The 15,933-nt window shown below is 65.0% G+C and carries 17 protein-coding genes and 1 pseudogene; 4 read left to right on the forward strand and 14 right to left on the reverse strand.

Features of this window, described 5'->3' with window-relative positions:
• A pseudogene (locus RIF85_RS03780) lies at positions 1 to 389 on the forward strand (hypothetical protein); the annotation flags it as partial.
• Here RIF85_RS03780 and RIF85_RS03785 read toward each other — a convergent pair.
• The 6 genes from RIF85_RS03785 to glp all read right to left on the reverse strand — a co-directional run bounded on the left by RIF85_RS03785 (position 386) and on the right by glp (position 4,382).
• Complete coding sequence (locus tag RIF85_RS03785; RefSeq protein WP_309070616.1) at positions 386 to 859, reverse strand: hypothetical protein; 474 nt, start codon at positions 857 to 859, stop codon at positions 386 to 388. The pseudogene RIF85_RS03780 and the gene RIF85_RS03785 overlap by 4 nt on opposite strands.
• A complete protein-coding gene (dapB, locus tag RIF85_RS03790; protein WP_309070578.1) occupies positions 859 to 1,617 on the reverse strand; it encodes a 4-hydroxy-tetrahydrodipicolinate reductase in 759 nt (252 codons plus the stop codon). Before dapB ends, RIF85_RS03785 begins: the two co-directional genes overlap by 1 nt.
• A gap of 78 nt (positions 1,618 to 1,695) precedes the next feature.
• Positions 1,696 to 2,127: a molybdenum cofactor biosynthesis protein MoaE gene (locus RIF85_RS03795; RefSeq protein ID WP_309070579.1), complete on the reverse strand. Its 432-nt coding sequence runs from the start codon at positions 2,125 to 2,127 to the stop codon at positions 1,696 to 1,698.
• A complete protein-coding gene (locus RIF85_RS03800; protein WP_309070580.1) occupies positions 2,117 to 2,599 on the reverse strand; it encodes a MogA/MoaB family molybdenum cofactor biosynthesis protein in 483 nt (160 codons plus the stop codon). The genes RIF85_RS03795 and RIF85_RS03800 overlap by 11 nt, the downstream gene beginning before the upstream one ends.
• Positions 2,596 to 3,075 (reverse strand): cyclic pyranopterin monophosphate synthase MoaC, encoded by a 480-nt coding sequence (moaC, locus tag RIF85_RS03805; protein WP_309070581.1) that lies wholly within the window; start codon positions 3,073 to 3,075, stop codon positions 2,596 to 2,598. The genes RIF85_RS03800 and moaC overlap by 4 nt, the downstream gene beginning before the upstream one ends.
• Positions 3,072 to 4,382 (reverse strand): gephyrin-like molybdotransferase Glp, encoded by a 1,311-nt coding sequence (gene glp, locus RIF85_RS03810; protein WP_309070582.1) that lies wholly within the window; start codon positions 4,380 to 4,382, stop codon positions 3,072 to 3,074. Before glp ends, moaC begins: the two co-directional genes overlap by 4 nt.
• Before the next feature lie 149 nt (positions 4,383 to 4,531).
• Here glp and moaA point away from each other — a divergent pair, with 149 nt between their 5' ends.
• Both moaA and RIF85_RS03820 read left to right on the forward strand, forming a co-directional pair.
• Positions 4,532 to 5,608 carry a GTP 3',8-cyclase MoaA gene (gene moaA, locus RIF85_RS03815; RefSeq protein ID WP_309070583.1) on the forward strand — a complete coding sequence of 359 codons (1,077 nt, stop codon included), beginning with the start codon at positions 4,532 to 4,534 and terminating at the stop codon, positions 5,606 to 5,608.
• A gap of 1 nt (position 5,609) precedes the next feature.
• On the forward strand, positions 5,610 to 5,861 hold the full coding sequence (locus tag RIF85_RS03820) for a MoaD/ThiS family protein (protein ID WP_309070617.1): 252 nt from the start codon (positions 5,610 to 5,612) through the stop codon (positions 5,859 to 5,861).
• Positions 5,862 to 5,884: 23 nt separating this feature from the next.
• On the opposite strand, the gene RIF85_RS03825 is transcribed toward RIF85_RS03820, so the two are convergent.
• The 4 genes from RIF85_RS03825 to RIF85_RS03840 form a co-directional block, all read right to left on the reverse strand.
• Complete coding sequence (locus tag RIF85_RS03825) at positions 5,885 to 7,183, reverse strand: pitrilysin family protein (RefSeq protein WP_309070618.1); 1,299 nt, start codon at positions 7,181 to 7,183, stop codon at positions 5,885 to 5,887.
• Between the two features lie 148 nt (positions 7,184 to 7,331).
• The gene (locus tag RIF85_RS03830; RefSeq protein WP_309070584.1) at positions 7,332 to 9,602 is read right to left on the reverse strand and encodes a polyribonucleotide nucleotidyltransferase; all 2,271 of its coding nucleotides are present in this window, start codon (positions 9,600 to 9,602) and stop codon (positions 7,332 to 7,334) included.
• Between the two features lie 293 nt (positions 9,603 to 9,895).
• Positions 9,896 to 10,165: a 30S ribosomal protein S15 gene (gene rpsO / locus RIF85_RS03835; RefSeq protein WP_309070585.1), complete on the reverse strand. Its 270-nt coding sequence runs from the start codon at positions 10,163 to 10,165 to the stop codon at positions 9,896 to 9,898.
• Between the two features lie 116 nt (positions 10,166 to 10,281).
• Positions 10,282 to 11,274, reverse strand: a complete 993-nt coding sequence (locus RIF85_RS03840) for a bifunctional riboflavin kinase/FAD synthetase (RefSeq protein WP_309070586.1) — start codon at positions 11,272 to 11,274, stop codon at positions 10,282 to 10,284.
• A 251-nt stretch (positions 11,275 to 11,525) separates the two neighbouring features.
• On the opposite strand from RIF85_RS03840, the gene RIF85_RS03845 reads away from it, so the two are divergent.
• Positions 11,526 to 13,424 (forward strand): hypothetical protein, encoded by a 1,899-nt coding sequence (locus RIF85_RS03845; protein WP_309070587.1) that lies wholly within the window; start codon positions 11,526 to 11,528, stop codon positions 13,422 to 13,424.
• Here the strand turns inward: RIF85_RS03845 and RIF85_RS03850 are convergent.
• The 4 genes from RIF85_RS03850 to truB form a co-directional block, all read right to left on the reverse strand.
• Complete coding sequence (locus RIF85_RS03850) at positions 13,421 to 14,032, reverse strand: DUF4345 domain-containing protein (protein WP_309070588.1); 612 nt, start codon at positions 14,030 to 14,032, stop codon at positions 13,421 to 13,423. The two genes, RIF85_RS03845 and RIF85_RS03850, sit on opposite strands and share 4 nt — an antisense overlap.
• 69 nt (positions 14,033 to 14,101) lie before the next feature.
• Entirely contained in the window at positions 14,102 to 14,620 is a 519-nt protein-coding gene (locus RIF85_RS03855) for a hypothetical protein (RefSeq protein WP_309070589.1), read from the reverse strand.
• Positions 14,596 to 14,970: a hypothetical protein gene (locus RIF85_RS03860; RefSeq protein ID WP_309070590.1), complete on the reverse strand. Its 375-nt coding sequence runs from the start codon at positions 14,968 to 14,970 to the stop codon at positions 14,596 to 14,598. Before RIF85_RS03860 ends, RIF85_RS03855 begins: the two co-directional genes overlap by 25 nt.
• Positions 14,970 to 15,899, reverse strand: coding sequence for a tRNA pseudouridine(55) synthase TruB (gene truB / locus RIF85_RS03865; protein WP_309070591.1), 930 nt, complete (start codon positions 15,897 to 15,899; stop codon positions 14,970 to 14,972). The genes RIF85_RS03860 and truB overlap by 1 nt, the downstream gene beginning before the upstream one ends.
• Positions 15,900 to 15,933 lie beyond the last annotated feature (34 nt).

Here is a 15,933-nt window from a genome sequence, read left to right on the forward strand (position 1 = left end):
TCGACCAGGCCGGCACCTGGTGGTGGCTTGCAGCCAGCGCTCCCCACTCCGGCACGCCGCTGGATCTGATGCACACCGCTGGTACGGCAGCGGCCGTCGTCGGGCTCTGCCTCGTGGTGACACGTCGGCTGCCCTGGCTGCTGCTGCCGCTGTCGGCTCCCGGTGCAATGACGCTGACCCTTTACTCCCTGCACATCTGGGTAATGAGTATCGTCGACCAGCAGGAGGTTCCCCTGGACCCTGCGCCGGTCTACTGGGCCCAGGTGACCGTCTTCGTTGCCCTTGGGCTGCTGGTGCGGAAACTAGGCGCGCGCGGGCCGCTGGAATTTGTAGCGGCCGGCGCAAGCGACGCGGCCCGCTCGCCGAGCAGGGCACGAAGGGCCGGCTAGTCCGCTTCCCCGCGGAAAAGCTTCGCTGCGTGACGCATTGAGCGGCGTGCGCGCGTGCGGTCGCCGGCGGCGTCGTAGGCGCATGAGAGCCGGAACCAGGAACGCCAGTCGCCCGGATTGGCTTCGGCTTCCGCCTGGTACGCGGGGAACTGCGCATCGGCTGCCTCCCGCACGATGCGGCCCGCAGGCGTGCGTGGCAGGTCATCCACCGGCAAACCGCCCTCCGAGTCGAGTGTGGACGCCATCCGCTCGGTCTGGGCGCCGAACGAGAGTTCCCGAACCAGGGCCCATGCGCCGATCATCGGAAGGAGGAGGTAGGCCACACCAAGCGCCTTGGCGACGGGATCCGGATCGGTCAGCAGGATCACGCTTCGCTGCAGTGCGACTATGAGCCAGAAAGCAAGGAGAACAGTGACGAAGACCACGCCTATTTTGACGCGATGTTTCTTCAGAAAGTCCACAGTCTGCATCACGCCTGCAGGTCCAGGTAACCGTCCAGGCCCACGGTGAGGCCAGGACGCGAACTCACCTCGCGGACCCCGAGCAGCACGCCCGGCATGAAGGACTCGCGGTGGAACGAGTCGTGGCGGATGGTCAGCTGCTCGCCGACGCCCCCGAAGAGGACCTCCTGGTGCGCTACGAGACCCCGCAAGCGCACGGAGTGAACACGGACGCCGTCGACGTCACAGCCGCGGGCACCGTCGCGTGCCGTTCGGGTGGCATCCGGGCTCGCGGCGAGCCCGGCCTCGCGACGCGCGTCGGCAATGAGAGCCGCCGTCCGCTCCGCCGTGCCTGACGGTGCATCCACTTTGTCCGGGTGGTGGAGTTCGATGAGCTCAACCGATTCGAAGTACCGCGCCGCCCGGGCGGCGAAGGCCGTTGCGAGCACCGAGCCGAGGGCGAAGTTGGGCGCGATCAGCACACCGACGTGGCGGTTCCGGTCCAGCAATCCCTCGAGACGACCGATTCGTTCCTCGTCCCAGCCGGTGGTCCCGACGACGGCGTGAATGCCGTGCTCGACGGCGAACGCCACGTTGTGTTCGGTGCTCTCCGGCACCGTGAGGTCCACAATCACCTGCGCGCCAGCTGTCACAATGTCCTCGAGTGAATCTGTCCTGCCAAGGGCAGCGACTAGTCGGAGGTCAGCAGCAGCATCGATAGCCTTGACGGCCTCGGTACCCATGCGGCCGGAGGCGCCAAGAACGGCAACGGAAGTCGGTTGAGTCATGGGGCTAAGCCTACTGGCCGAGGGTCTCGCGCCGAGCGCCAGCGAGACGTGGGAGGCCAGCAGGCGCTACTGGTCCGGTCAGCCCTCGACGCCGACCCATTCGACCGAGCCGTCCGCGAAGAACTGCTCCTTCCAGATGGGGGCGCGGGCCTTGACGGTGTCGACGAGCTCAGTACACGCTGCAAATGCTTCGCCGCGGTGGCCCGAGGCCACGGCTGCGACCAGGGCCGGATCCCCAATCGCCAACGGGCCGGTGCGGTGCGCCACCCAGATCCGGATGCCTTTGTACTTTTCGGCGATTTCCGCGGCGATCTCGGCGATCACGTTTCCCGCGGAAGGGTGGGCGCTGTAGCCCAGGCGGTCAACCTGCCGGCCGCCGTCGTGGTTGCGCACCACTCCCCCGAAGCCCACCACCGCTCCGCAGTCAGCGGAACCTACGACGCTGAGGGCAAGATTCAGGTCGAGGGGCTCGGCGGAAACGCCGGCGTACAGGACAGTGCTAGTGCTCATGGCTTCCCTCAAGTTGCTCGCAGATGTGGTCAAGAACGGGGTCCAGTACGTCCAGGCCGTCCTGGACTGCCCCCGGCGATCCCGGGAGATTGATGACGAAGGTGGAGCCGGACACTCCGGCAAATCCACGGCTCAATGCGGCCATGGGAGTCTTTGCGGCTCCTGCCCGACGGACCGCCTCCATGATTCCCGGCAACGAACGGGTGAGGAAGGGTTCGGTGAGCTCAGGGGTGACGTCGTCGGCGCTCAGGCCAGTGCCTCCGCTGGTGATGAGCACGGACGGTGCGCCGCCAAGGCAGAGGGCGAGGGCCTCGCGCACTGCATCGCCGTCAGGAACCACTTCCGCACGCTGCACGGCGTAGCCCTTTCCCACCAGCCAGCGCTGGATCAGGGGCGCGCATTCGTCCTCGTACACGCCTGCCGCGGCACGCGTCGACGCGATGATCAGCGCGGCTGTCCTGGGGGAACTCATGCGATCCAGTCCCCGCTCTTTCCGCCCGATTTCGCCAGGACCCGAATGTCCGTGACGACGGCGTGCTTGTCCACGGCCTTGATCATGTCGTAGAGCGTCAGGGCGGCAACGGACGCCGCAGTCAATGCCTCCATCTCAACGCCGGTCACAGCGGTGGTCTTCACCGTTGCCGTCACGACGACCGCGTCGCCGTCCGGGGCGAAGTCCAGGGTCACCTTGCTCAACGGCAACGGGTGGCACAGCGGTATCAGCGTCGAGGTCTGCTTGGCCGCCATGATTCCCGCTATGCGGGCCACCGCGAGGGCGTCTCCCTTGGGAAGGTCGCCGTCCACGATCAGCGCGATGACTTCCGGGGTTGTCCGCAGGACGCTCTGAGCGGTTGCCTCACGCGCGGTAACCGCCTTCGCCGATACGTCGACCATGTGTGCTGAGCCGTCGTCGCGCACATGGGTCAGCCGGGCTTGGGGTTCGGTCATGTCAGCGCCTCTCGGTTGGGATTACTGGGATGAAGTGGTTGCACGCCGCCGCGGAGCTCGCTGAGCAGCCATACGGCAACCGGTGTGCCCGCCTCCACAGTGCCCGTTCCGACGGGCAGGTGCACAAGCGCGTTCGATCCGGCAAGGGCGTGCAGGAGGTGGGAACCTGGCCCGCCAAGCAGCGTAACGTCTCCGATCCCCTCCCCCTGGCCGGTTCGGTCTGTGTAGAGCCCCCGGCGGACCTGGTGCTTATTTTCCGGCGAACGGACGTCCTCGGTGAGCCGTGCCGGCAGGCAGACCCGGTTACCCGGTATCCCGGTAACTGTGCTGAGCGCGGGCCGGAGGAACATTTCGAAGGAGACCAGCGCGCTCACCGGGTTGCCTGGGAACCCGAGGAAGGGCACTCCGTTGATGGTACCGATGGCCTGCGGCCCGCCGGGCTGCATGGACACCGACAGGAACTCGACGCTGCTGTCTGCCAGCGCCTGCTTGACCACTTCATAGGCACCCTGGCTGATGCCGCCGGTACTCAGGATGAGATTGACCGGCCGGCCGATGGACTGCAGTGCCTCCCTCAGCTTCTCCGGATTGTCAGCCACGATGCTGTGGAGCTGTACTTCCGCGCCCGCCTCTTCAAGTGCCGTCGTCAGCAGTGTGGTGTTGGCGTCGAAAATCCGGCCGGGGGCAAGCGCGGTGCCGGGTTCCTGGACTTCGTCGCCCGTGCTGAGGAGCAACACGAGGAATCGTGGTCGCACGGACACCGTTGCCAGGCCGCAGGCCGCCACCAGACCGAGCTGCGCGGGCCCCAGCAGGGTCCCCGCCTCCAGGGCGATACTTCCAGCCGCAACATCGCTGCCTGCGCGCCGGATGAAGGAGCCCTCCTCGACGGCGGGCAACTCCACCGTGAGCTCGGAGTTCCGATACTGAGTGGTGGTGGGGAACAGGGAGGGCACCGCCCGCTCGATCGGTACGACGGCGGCTGCCCCCTCCGGGAGCATGGCTCCCGTCATGATGGGTGCGGCAGAACCAGGCAGAAGTACATCGGGTTTGGCACCGGCAGGCACCGGGGGCGCGACCGAGAACCGCCGGGCCTCGGAGCCATCGAGGTCAGCGTGGTGGACCGCGTAGCCGTCCATCTGCGAGTTGTCGAAGGGAGGCAGGCTCACGGGGGCGCGCAGGTCCTCAGCGAGCACCCGTCCCCGCGCCGCCCTGAGGGGCAGCATTTCGGCCGTCCGGTCGGCGAAGGCGCTGCTGTACCTCAGCAGTCCGAGTACGGCCTGCTGATGTTCCTCGACTGTTCGTGTCATTGTGCCCCGTTGTATCAAGCCGCGCGGACATTACGTGGTGTGCATGCGATGATGCACATCCCAGCCTAGCTGGGGCGCGTCCCGCGAAGCTCCCCGAGCCTTGGGATAAATAAATGGAGGGCCTGAGACAAAGGGCGTAATGTCGGACTATGGCAATCCCACTTGGCAGCCCTACCGTGCGCGCGAATATGCCTGCGCCCGATGCCGGGCTGGTTGATTCCTACGGGCGCAGGGCCACAGACATGCGCTTATCCCTCACCGACAAGTGCAATCTTCGCTGCACCTACTGCATGCCGGCCGAGGGTCTGGAATGGCTGCAGAAGGACCAGGTGCTCTCCCGCGAGGAAATTGTCCGGCTGGTCGCCATAGGAGTGAACATATTGGGCATCCGCGAACTTCGCCTGACGGGCGGTGAGCCGCTGGTGCGGGCGGACCTGATCGACATCATCGCCGATATCCGCGCCCAGCACCCTGACCTACCGGTATCGCTGACGACCAACGGCCTGGGCCTGGACAAGAAAGCTCAACGCCTCAAGGACGCCGGCCTGACCCGGATCAACGTTTCCATGGATTCGCTGCACCCGGACACCTTCGCCCAGCTGACCCGCCGGCCTTTCCTCGACCGGGTTCTGCGCGGTATCGAGGCGGCTGCCGCCGTCGGTCTCGGGCTGGTCAAAATCAACGCCGTACTCATGCGCGGAATCAACGACCACGAGGCGCCGGACCTGCTGGAGTGGGCTGTCTTACGTGGATTCGAACTGCGTTTCATCGAGCAGATGCCCCTCGACGCCGATCACGGATGGACCCGTGACGGGATGATCACCGCTTCCGAGATCCGAGAACGTCTCACCGAACGGTTCGTGCTCACGCCCGACCCGCGGAACCGCGACGGTGCCCCCGCCGAACGGTGGGAGGTGCGCAGGCCGGAAGCGCCCGACGTCGTTATCGGCACCGTGGGAATCATCGCCTCCGTGACGGAGCCCTTCTGTGCAGATTGCAGGCGCACGCGCGTCACGGCCGAGGGCAAGATCATGAGCTGCCTGTTCTCCCGCGAAGAAACAGATTTGCGGGACCTGCTGCGCTCGGGCGCCGACGACGACGCCATCGCCCGGCGTTGGCAGGAAGCAATGTGGGCCAAGCCCAAGGCGCACGGCATGGACCATACCGGCCTTGGGGCTGCCGACTTCGTGCAGCCCGACCGCTCCATGAGTGCGATTGGCGGCTGAATTGCTGGTTCGATACTTCGGCGCGGCCCAGGCGGCCGCCGGCGTCCCTGAAGAACGCCTCGATCTGGACGGCGTGGCGCTTTCGGAGGTGCTGGGCGAGATCCGCAGCCTCCACCCCGACGGCGATCCGTCCATGGCAAAGGTTCTGGAACGAAGCAGCTTCCTGCTCAACGAGGTTGCGCTGCGCGACCATACCGCACCACTGGGACGCGGCGACGTTCTCGATGTCCTGCCGCCGTTCGCCGGGGGCTAGGCGGCAGGACATCGCCGGCCTGGCTACAGGCCCAGCTCCGCCTCGCTGTCGAACGGTCCAACGACCGTGATAGTCCGGGGTGCATCAGCGAGCTGCCGTGCGAGCGCCTGCACCTGATCCGCAGTCACAGCCCGGACGCGCTCCAGCGTAAGGTCAAGCCCGAGGAACTCGCCGCTGACCAGCTCCGCGCGGCCCAGTCGGGTCATCCGCGAACCGCTGTCTTCGAGGGAAAGCACCATGCCGCCGGAGAGCTGACCGACCGCACGCCTGAGTTCCTCGTCGCTGACGCCCTCCGATGCCAGCCGCTCGAGCTCCGCGCTGAGCAGGCCGATAACCTGGCCCGTCTTCGCCGGGCTACACCCGGCATACATGGCGAAATAACCTGCGTCGGCGTACGACGCCGAGAAAGAGTAGGTCGAGTAGGCGAGCCCACGCTTCTCCCGGATCTCCTGGAAGAGACGGGAGGACATGCCCCCGCCGAGCACCGCGTTGAGGACGCTCATCACGAAGCGCCGATCGTCCGTGGCCGTCAGTGCCGGACAGCCCACCAGGACATTCGCCTGCTCCACTGCGCGCCGGATCACGTGCACTCCACCGCTGTCCTTGAGCACGGTAGGCTCCGGCGCACGCCTGGGAACGGGGGCGGCGTCTGCTGCAAGCGTCCACCCCGCCCGTTCAAGCGCCTGCACGACGAGTGAGCATACGACGTCGTGATCCAGTCCTCCGGCCGCCGTCACCACCAGTTCCTCCGGACGGTAGTAGCGGCGGTAGTGGTCAAGGACGGAGTCGCGCGAGATGGCCTTGATAGCGTCAGGGGTCCCGCCGATGGGGCGCCCAAGCGGGTGTGCGCCCAGGACGGCTTCGACAAATTTTTCGTGCGCGACGTCGGACGGGTCGTCGCTGTCCATCGCGATCTCTTCCAGGATGACGTGGCGCTCCTGCTCCAGTTCCTCCGGATCGATGACGGCCGATGTCACCATGTCCGCGATGACATCTATCGCCATCGGGAGGTCGGAATCGAGAACCCTCGCGTAGTAGCAGGTATTTTCCTTGGCGGTCGCAGCGTTCGATTCTCCCCCGACCTCATCAAAGGCGGCGGCGATATCAAGCGCGGTCCGCCGTTGTGTTCCCTTGAACAGCAGGTGCTCGAGGAAGTGCGTGGAACCATGCTCTCCGTCGGCTTCGTCGCGGGAACCGACGCCCACCCAGAAACCGATGCTCGCCGACCGCTGCCCGGGCATTGCCTCGGTCAGTACACGGACACCACCGGGCAGCACAGAGCGGCGGACCACCGCTCCCCCCTGTGCTCCCGCAACGAGCATGGAAGAGTGCTCGGAACCGCCCGTCACCAATGGAAGTAGGACGGGTGAGCCCTGGCCTGTTTCAGTCATAACTTCTCCTCAACGCCAGCGGCTCCGCGGCGAATCAGTTCGCCGCGGAGCCGTTGGTTTGTGCTTGTCAGCGTGTCCGCTAGTTGTCGTCGCCCTCGGCGGCATCCTGTGCGTGAGCACCCGGAGCGTCGTCAGCAGCGGCTTCGCCGGCTTCCTCCGCCACTACGGGCGAGAGAGAGAGCTTGCCGCGGTCGTCGATCTTGGTGATCTCGACCTGGACCTTCTGGCCCACGGAGACGACGTCGTCGACGTTGTCCACGCGCTTGCCGCCGGCGAGCTTGCGCAGCTCTGAGATGTGCAGCAGCCCGTCCTTGCCCGGCGTCAGTGAAACGAACGCACCGAAGGTGGTGGTCTTCACAACCGTGCCCAGGTAACGCTCACCGATCTCGGGAACCTGCGGGTTCGCGATAGCGTTCACCGCAGCGCGGGCAGCTTCGGCCGAGGAACCGTCAGTGGCGCCGATCAACACGGTGCCGTCGTCCTCGATCGAGATGTCGGCTCCGGTGTCTTCCTGGATCTGGTTGATCATCTTGCCCTTGGGGCCGATGACCTCACCGATCTTGTCGACCGGGATCTTCACGGAGATGATGCGCGGAGCGAACTCGGAGAGCTCATCCGGGGTGTCGATCGCAGCCTCAAGAACTCCGAGGATGTGCAGACGTGCCTCCCGGGCCTGCTTCAGTGCTGCCGCGAGCACAGAAGCCGGGATGCCGTCGAGCTTCGTGTCGAGCTGGATCGCCGTGACGAACTCGGAAGTACCAGCGACCTTGAAGTCCATGTCACCGAAAGCGTCTTCGGCGCCGAGGATGTCGGTCAGGGCCGCGTAACGGGTCTGGCCGTCCACTTCATCGGACACGAGGCCCATTGCGATGCCCGCAACCGGAGCCTTCAGGGGCACACCGGCGTTGAGCAGCGACAGCGTCGAAGCGCAGACGGAGCCCATCGAAGTGGAACCATTGGAGCCGAGGGCCTCGGAGACCTGGCGGATGGCGTACGGGAACTCCTCGCGGCTGGGCAGAACCGGGACGAGAGCACGCTCCGCCAGCGCACCGTGACCGATTTCGCGGCGCTTCGGCGATCCCACGCGACCGGTTTCACCGGTGGAGTAGGGCGGGAAGTTGTAGTTGTGCATGTAGCGCTTGCGCGTCACCGGAGACAGCGAGTCGATCTGCTGTTCCATCTTGAGCATGTTCAGCGTAGTGACGCCCATAATCTGGGTCTCGCCACGTTCGAAGATGGCCGATCCATGAACGCGCGGAAGGACCTCCACCTCGGCGGTGAGCTTGCGGATGTCGCTCAGCCCACGGCCGTCGATACGGACCTGGTCACGCAGGATGCGCTGACGCACAACCTTCTTGGTGACCGAGTTGAAGGCTCCGGCGATTTCCTTCTCGCGGCCCTCGAACTGGCCGGAGAGCGACTCGATGACCTCGGCGCGGTAGGCGTTGGCTGCGTCCTCTCGCTCCTGCTTGTCGGCGATCGTGAAGATCTCAGCCAGGCGTGAACCGGCAGCACCCTCAACGGCAGCGAAAACGTCGTCCTGGTAATCCTTGAACACGGGGAACTCAACCGTGGGCTTGGCAGCGCGGCCGGCGAGGTCCGACTGGGCTTCGCACAGTGCGCGGATGAAGGGCTTTGCAGCCTCAAGGCCGTCGGCGACGACCTCTTCGGTAGGTGCCGTCGCACCGTTGTCCTTGATGAGGGACCAGGAGTTGTCGGTGGCCTCAGCCTCGACCATCATGATCGCTACATCGTCACCGACCACCCGGCCGGCAACAACCATGTCGAACACGGAGTTCTCGAGCTCGGAGTGCTTCGGGAACGCGATCCACTGGTCCTCGCCGGAGCCGTCGGAGACGAGCGCAACGCGAACGCCGCCGATCGGACCGGAGAACGGAAGACCGGAGAGCTGCGTGGACATGGAAGCGGCGTTGATAGCGACGACGTCGTAACGGACATCAGGATTGATGGCGAGCACGGTGACGACGATCTGAACCTCGTTGCGCAGACCCTTCACGAAGGCCGGACGCAGCGGGCGGTCCATCAGGCGGCATGCGAGGATCGCCTCGGTGGACGGGCGGCCCTCACGGCGGAAGAACGAGCCCGGGATGCGGCCGGCAGCGTACATACGCTCTTCGACGTCCACGGTGAGCGGGAAGAAGTCGAAACCTTCGCGCGGGGACTTTCCTGCAGTGGTGGCGGAAAGGAGCGCGGTGTCCTCGTCGATGTAGACCATTGCGGCACCGGCGGCCTGCTGGGCGAGACGCCCGGTTTCGAAGCGAACTGTGCGCTGGCCGAAGCGACCGTTGTCGATAACGGCTTCGGCGAACTGGATTTCGGGACCCTCCATAGAGAGTCACCTCCGTTTCTGTGGTGACGGAGGCAGGCGGCGTCTTGCTGGTCAACGCCGTTAGGACGGGTTGTGGCACCCGGTCTTCGATCGAGGTCCACGGGAACTGCCATCACACGGATGGTGCCCGGAGACCACTACCGAGGACCGCGAATGCCTGCGTGTCCGCCTGGCTCCTGGTATGGACTTTTTACTTCCAACGCACTCCTGGGAGTGCGGTTCCTTTGCGGCATATCTGCCGCAAAGATTGAAGGCGGCTCCTTCCCGAAGGAAGGGGCCGCCTCACAGTCTAACTAGCGGCGCAGGCCGAGGCGCTCAATGAGCGTACGGTAGCGCGTGATGTCGGTGTCGCGCAGGTAGTCCAGCAGACGACGACGGCGACCAACCAGCAGAAGCAGGCCACGACGCGTGTGGTGGTCGTGCTTGTGCTTCTTCAGGTGTTCGGTCAGGTCAAGAATTCGGCGGGAAAGCATTGCAATCTGCACCTCAGGCGAACCGGTGTCGCCCTCGGAGGTTGCGTATTCCTTGATGATTTCCTGCTTCAGAGCGGCGTCAAGTGCCACAAATAACTCCTATGAGTTGTACCGTGAACAAAGTAGATGCCGGTTCCCCTCGCAGATCGAGCGGAGCTCCGGCGGTGGTCCAGCAACCACGGACTGCAGCAGGACCTCGGTCAACTTTACCCGTAGGTACGCTGTTCTGTCGAAAGCACGCTACGGGTCTGGTCCACGTCCAAGCGCATCTGGTCGATCAGTGCTTCGGGCCCGCGGTAGGTCACCATACCCCGCAGCCGACGTACGAACTCCACGATCACCGTCTGCCCATACAGGTCAAATACGTCGATCTCTTCCTTCGGCCGATCGATCACGTGCGCCTCGACCTGCCTGGACACGCCTTCGAACGTGGGATTGGATCCGACGGAGATCGCTGCGGGCCAGCGCACCTGGCTGCTGTCGATGAGCCAGCCGGCGTAGATTCCATCAGCGGGAATGAACCCGGTGGAGTCGGAGGACAGGTTTGCGGTGGGAAATCCCAGGGCCCTCCCCCGGGCGGCTCCGTGCACGACAACGCCGCGCATGCGATGGGGCCGGCCCAGGATACGGGCCGCCGTCGTGACGTCCCCGGCAACCAGCGCTTCACGCACCCAGGTTGAGGAGCAGCGCCGCTGGCCTCCAGCCGTCGTCGTACTCTGCAGGCTTGATCCGAAGTCGTCGATGACGACCACGTCGAAGCCGAGCTGGGCGCCCAGCTCCTGCATCGTCGAGAGGTCGCCCGAGTTGCCGCGGCCAAAGCGCACGTCATGGCCGATGACCACGGCCTTCGCCCGCAAACCGTCGACGAGGACCGACCGGACGAACTCCTCCGGCGTCAACGCGGCCAACTCGAGGGTGTAATGCATCATCAGCACCCCGTCGATGCCTGTGTCGGCAAGGGTTTCCACTCGGTCCTGCAGGCCCATGATCAGTTCGGGCGCGCTCTCCGGCCGATGAACCTGGGCGGGATGAGGCTCGAATGAAATGACGACGGCGGCTGCATTTCGTTCGTGGGCGGCAGCCACCAGTTGCTGAAGCACGCTTTGGTGGCCGCGATGGACACCGTCGAAGTTCCCGATGGTGACGACTGCGGGACCGAAACCCTCCGGCACATCGGCCAGGTCTCTCCAGTAGAACACGCATCTCCCTTGGGGTTGGGCGGGTAACAGTACCCTTCGTCGTTCCTTATTATGGCCGATCCATGAACGCAGTCAGGACGGAGACTTCCCGGGCCAATCTCTTTTCCTGCACAGCGACGCCGGTTGAGGCAGTTTGTGCACATGGAAGCCGGAGGGCCGCCTCTCGGAGAACGGCACAGCGACGATTGATACCTGTTGGCCGCACCCACAAGGGAGGAACGCGGCCCCCACTCACCTCAGGAGGATCTTCCGTGTCATTTTCCCTGTTCCTATCCCGGCGCCGAGGGGCAATGCGGACGGCCGGAGTGTGCCTCTTCCTGGTCACCCTCTTGTGTCTGCCTCAGGTGCCATCGTCCCAGGCCGCGCCGGTGGGAGGAGGATGGACGCGAGCGGCCGGTGTGCACGCGGCCGAACACTTTGTGGGCCAGTACAAGAACTCCCGAGGCCTGGCCGCGTACTGCACTGATTTCGAGCGGCTCTCCCCGGAAAATGCCGGAGGATACGAGGACGGACATTCGGGCGGCTTCATCCGTAGTGACGGGAGTGCATTGAATCCGACAGAGAACGCGGCGTTGTCCTACCTGCTGCACCGGTGGGGTGACACCGCGGACAATGCCACCGCGGCGTCCGTGCAGCTGGCCGTCTGGGCGCTTACCTCCCCCGGAATGGCGTGGGATTCATCCGGGATGGACGCCATCCTGAGGGCAGAGCGACTGCCCGATGGGGTGGTGGCGGAGGCACGCTCCATGACCAAGGTCGCATTCAGCGAAGCGGGCCCCTATGAGGTTGACATCAGACTGGAGGCCGCGGGAGCTGAGGGAACAATGACCGCGTCCGTCTCCGTTCTTGGTGCAGACGGCACATCGGCAGCCGGTCTGGCTGCCGGTGCAGAGCTGAGTGGACCGTTTGCCTTGGCTGAGGAGAGGGGCGCCACCTGGACCACTGCTGATGAGCCCCACCGGCTCACCCTGAAGCGGACAGGACTAGGCGGAGGCTCACTCACGGTTTCAGTTCCCCGGACACCGGCGGCGGGAGTGCAGTGGCTCCTGCCATCCCGCGACGGAGTCCAGAGACTGCTTGCTGCAGCAGTTGTTGAACCGCGTGATTCAGCCGCAGCAATCGCCGACCTCCCGGCTTTCCAACCGACGGTGGTCACCCGCGCATCCGCTGCGCGAACAGGCGTGGGCACCACCGTTCATGATGTCCTGACAGTGGGAACCTCTCCCGCTGCAGGAGGTCCTGGTGGAACGGCACCGTGGCTGTCATTGCCCGGAGACGGAACCCCGGTGTCTGTGGAGGTCGTATCAACGCTGTGGGGACCCCTGCCGTCTCGTCCTGTCCCTCAGGAATCAGTGCCTTCCGACACCCCCATGGTGGGCGCCGTTACCACCCGCGTGAACGGTCCGGGGAGGTACGACACCCCCGGGCTGGTTGTCCCCTCGCCGGGATGGTACGTCTGGACTGAGTCGATCAGCCCCGAAAGCACCCTTCCTGCTGAGGCCTCCCGTTATGTGCTCGCTTGGCAGGGGAAATACGGCATCACAGATGAGACGACCTTCGTACCGTGGACACCAGACATCACCACTGAACTGTCGACACACGACTCACTTGTCGGTGAACGGGTTACCGACACAGTGATCGGGTCAGGCTTTGGGCAACCCTCAATCGAAACCGGTGCGGTTGTGACCCTGTCAATGTACGGCCCGCTCCCGGAGCGGCCCTCACTCACTGCTGACGTGCCCGCCGACGCTCCGCTGCACTCGAAAGTCGAGGTCCCGGCCCTGAACGGCAGCCAATCCAGTGAATCCTTCGCGGCCTTCACCGCTCCCGGGTGCTACACAGTCGTCGCCTCCTACGCGGGCGACGACCACACCAACGCTTTCACCTCCGCTTTCGGTGAGCCCTCGGAAACGGTGTGTGTGGGGGAAGATGAGCCGGCACAACCACCCACACCCGATGCCACCGTAGCGCCGGCACTTCCTGCTTCAGACGAGGTCGGGCAGGCTCCCGCCCGGGCGGAACTCGCACAGACAGGCATTCCTGCGAAGGTTGCCTCCGGAGCCGCACTTGTCATGCTCGGAGTCGGGCTTGCGTGCCTACACGCCGGCAATCGATCGCGACGTACTGCCGGCGAATCCGCACACCGCTAGGGGCGGGCGGCATACTCCCGCCGCAGCTCGGTCGTCTTGGCGATGTACCGGTGCCAGACAAGCAGAGCAGCCGGGAAGGCGAGCTCGAGAACCATGAGAATGATCAGGAGGAAGTGCGGGGTCCCGGAGAACGCCCACGAAAGAACCCGGCCAATACCGCCGATGAACACCATGAGGCAGACCAGCCAGAGCATATTCGCCCATTGGAACTTGATCGCGATCGTCACGAAGGCGGCGCCCACGCCGATCATCATCGCGGCGAAGAATCGGAACTGGTTCTCCAGAGTCGGGTTCACGGGACCGTCTCCCGTCTCCGGTAGCCCTGCTGAACCGGTAATCAGGTAGTACGCTCCGAAGCCGGCAATGAGAAGCCCCACGAGCACCACCACGGTGCGGAACACGCTCCAGTCGTGACTGGTCTTGGTTGTCTTCCCAGCGTCCTTCTTGGAAGTTTTTGAAGGGGCCTTTCCCGACGAGGACTGGCCGGAGGCGGGTTGACGGGAAGCGTCGGACGTGCCCGCAGAACCATGTGAGGGGTTCGCGGAGTCCTGTCCGGCGTTCATGGAAGAACTGCGACGATCCGTGTTGTCAGGGGTGTTGCTGTTCATGATGTTCCCTCTGTGCTCGATGATCCGCCAGGGCCGGGCCCTCTCAGCTCATCCTCTCACTCCCGGCGCTCACGTGCGTCGGTTCGCGGCCGTTACGGCACGGTGTCGGTAGAGCCACCACAGGCCAAGCACCGGCAGGATCAGCGGAACAAAGCCGTATCCCCGGCCGTACACCGACCAGACCGTGTCGGCGGGAAAGAGGACCGGATCGACAACGCTCAGGGTCCCCACAGTCAGGACCCCGATCAGCTCGAGGGACACCGCAGCGAGGGAATACCTGTACCAGCGCACCCCCGACCGGCTCAGGGAGACGGTAGCGAAGACATACACGAGGGCGGCCACCGCGGTCAGCACATAGGCCAGCGGAGCCTCGTCGAATTTCGTCGCGAGCTGGAACGCCGCGCGCGCGGTGGCCGCCAGCGCAAAAACACCGTACACGGCAATGAGGAGGCGGCCCGGGCCCCTGCTCAGGGTGCCTGCGGAAGCGCCCGGTTCCTGGGTTCCACCGGCAACACCTGCGCCATCGGAGGTGTGAGCCGCCTCCCCCGTTGCATCGTGCCTGTTCATGCCGGCACTGCTCCGTCCCATATCTGCTCCATCCGGTACAGCATCACGAAAATGGTCACTCCTACCGCGCCTAATACCAGGTTGCTCCATTGTGAACGCTCAAGGATTGCCCACCAGAACGCGCCCACCGGGATCATCAACGCGGTCAGCAAATAGCCCCAGAACTCCCATACCTCGCCCGTAACGGGTTCCCCGCCGGCCTGCCGGAAAATCCCCGCCACCAGGTACACGAGGAGGAACAGCTCCACGGCTGCCACTGCAAGGATGGTCACGTCATTGGGAGGCTGCCTGATCACGGCCGCACCGATGCAAATGAGAGTCGAGAGAAGGCACACCACCGTGCCGGCGATGAAAAAACCGTCGACCACCATCAGGCGCCCGCCTCGCCGGGTGCGAAGACCAGGGCAGGTTTGGCCTCCAGGCCCCGGTTCTCGAGGAGGGCGATCAACGCGCCGCCCGGGGCAAAAGCGGCAACCGGACGGTCAGTGTGGTCCGCTGAGGGCGCTGGGGTGTCGGCGCTGGCACCAATCCTGCGGCCATGGGAAAGATCCTGAGCCTCTGAATCACTCAGCTCACGAACGGGAAAGAGTGCGCGGGCGGCTTCATCGATGCCGAGCAGCCGAAAATCCTGTGCCAATTCTTCGAGGGTTGATGCCTGGTCGAGACTGTACGGTCCCACCTCTGTCCGGCGCAGCGCCGTGAGGTGCCCGCCGACCCCAAGAGCGGCCCCGAGATCCCGCGCCAAGGCGCGGATGTAGGTTCCGGAACTGCACCGCACCGTTACATCGAGGTCTTGTACGACTCCGCCCTGCAGCCGGCGGATCTCCGAAATATCGAAACTGTGAACCGTCACCGGCCGAGGCTGCAGAACCACGTCCTCCCCGGAGCGAACGCGGTTGTAGGCACGCTCACCATTCACCTTGATCGCGCTGACGCTGCTGGGAACCTGGCTGATCGAACCGGTGAGTGCGGCAACCGCCGTCCGAATAGCCTCCGATGGAACCACTTCAGCCGAGACCTCCGACGTCACTTCGCCCTCGGCATCGTCGGTGATGGTGGACTGCCCCAGGCGGATCGTGGCTGTGTAGGTCTTGGAGGTGCCCACAATGTACGTCAGCAGGCGCGTCGCGCGGTTCACTCCAACCACGAGGACCCCTGTGGCCATGGGGTCGAGGGTACCCGCGTGCCCCACCTTCCGGGTTCCCGCCAACCGCCGCATCCTGCCGACGACATCATGGCTGGTCCAGCCCTGCGGCTTGTCCACTATCACTAGTCCTGAGTGGACCTGCCCGGAATTCACGCCTTCCAGTATAGGTCTCGGCGCCTTCCCGCCC

Source organism: Arthrobacter sp., assembly GCF_031179385.1.
Classification (GTDB): domain Bacteria; phylum Actinomycetota; class Actinomycetes; order Actinomycetales; family Micrococcaceae; genus Arthrobacter_D.